The following is a 1864-nucleotide window of genomic DNA, read 5'->3' on the forward strand; positions in this document are numbered from 1 at the left end:
GTGCTCAAACTGGTGGTAGTACTGCTATCGTAAAATGGTTTCCCAACAAACATAGAGGTCTAGCTTTAGGAATAAGACAGACCGGTATACCAATAGGAGGGGCTTTAGCCTCTGTAATGCTAACCTATACATTTTATCATTTCAATTTGTCAGTCGCGCATGTTGTACAAGGAGTTGTAGCAATTATAGGAGGTCTACTCTTTTTATTATTTTATCATGAGCCAGAAAGTACTAGTCCTACAGAATCGAAATCGGTATCCTTTAAGGAGAAAATGAATGCTATCAAAAATAATAAAGAATTATATCCGATGTACATTGTAGGTGTTGTAATGATGTCATTACAAATGATTATCATTGCACATTTTATGAGTTATTTTCATCAAGAAGGTAGCTATTCCCTAACAGAGGCAGGGAAATATTTAAGCCTTGTTTTAATAGGTGGAATGATTGGGCGGGTAGTCATCGCATGGATGAGTGATCAATTCTTTGAGCATAATAGAGAAAGATTATTGCTTATTGTGATGGTTTTTACAGTAATTCTTACATTGATGTTGCCACTAATCATTCATGTAGAAATAAAAATATTGATGCTGCTATTCTGTTTTCTATTAGGGTTTGTTGCAATTGGTTGGTATTCAATTTTTATTGCTTGTGTCACAGAGCAATCGGATCCCCGTTATATAGGCTTAACGGTGAGTTCAGCTTTGACATTAAATCAATTATTTATTGTTATAGCACCTTCGTTATTCGGTTTAGTCGTAAATATATTGAATAGTTATCAGCTAGCATTATATATTGCTGGAATCGCTGTAGCTTTAGGAGCGATTAATTTATACAGAGCAAAAATAAAAATAGAATGGTCAAAGGGGTCATCGCAAAAGTGCGATTTTTGAGCGACACAGGTAGAAAATAATTAAACTTTTTATAAAAGAATCATTTAATTGAATATGTTAAGAGCATGTTTTGAATAATCTTCTTTCAAAACATGCTCTTTCTATTTGCCCAAATATCAAGCGGTTTATTTCTAATAATGTGACTTGTTCTTCTTCAATTTGTTGATCTTTTTTCTTTAAAGTTAACGCCAGGGAAAGAGAATTTTAAGCAAATACTAGTGCTACATAGTATACAGTTTGTACACCTTTAAAATAAATTTTTGAATTTTGGAAATGTCTCGGAATGTGGTGTATATAAAGAGTTGAGAGGAGTAATTGGGGTTAAATAATATTAAATTCTGAAAAAAGGGCTTGACCATCGGATGTTATCATACTATAATTTCGTTTATTATTCAAAATATTTAATGAGCGAAGAAAAGAACATTATTAAGCCGGTCTCCCTGTTAATAGAGAATCAGTGGTTGGTGCAAACTGATACAAAGACTTAGGTGAATTTCATTCTTGGAGCTTTTTTATACTGCAACATTGAGAAAGTAGTATAAAACGGATTAAACCGTTATTTTAACAAGTGGGAAACATGTATTGTTTCCAATTAGGGTGGTACCGCGTGAACAGCCACGTCCCTATCGTTAACGATAGAGACGTGGCTTTTTTTGTTCTTTACTTTGTTTTGTAGAGGACGTAATAAAAATAGATTGGATTGATTAGCATTCAAACATCAGAGCAATGGTCATCGAAGATTGGTTTTATTTTATCAGCAGCAGGATCAGCTATAGGAGTAGGCGCAATATGGAAGCTTCCTTATGTAACTGGAATAAGCGGTGGGGGCGCATTCTTTCTTCTGTTTATTTTATTTTCTTTGTTTATAGGTTTTCCATTGTTATTAGCAGAGTTTGTTATTGGTAGAAGTACACAAAAGGAAGCAGTTAGTGCTTATCGCAGTTTAGCTCCTAATAGTAAATGGCATTGGA

1 protein-coding gene, 1 pseudogene and 1 other annotated feature are annotated in these 1864 nt (G+C 33.9%); the gene and the pseudogene both read left to right on the forward strand.

Going from position 1 to position 1864, the window contains the following annotated elements; all coding sequences use genetic code 11:
* Nucleotides 1–893 (forward strand): MFS transporter (locus AC1DUW_RS27440; protein ID WP_477644003.1); only part of this gene is annotated, 893 nt, incomplete at its 5' end.
* A gap of 402 nt (nt 894–1295) precedes the next feature.
* Nucleotides 1296–1521: a binding site (T-box leader), on the forward strand.
* 81 nt (nt 1522–1602) lie between these two features.
* Nucleotides 1603–1864: pseudogene (locus AC1DUW_RS27445) on the forward strand (sodium-dependent transporter); the annotation flags it as partial.

It is taken from the genome of Peribacillus sp. P4_C12 (assembly GCF_056402095.1).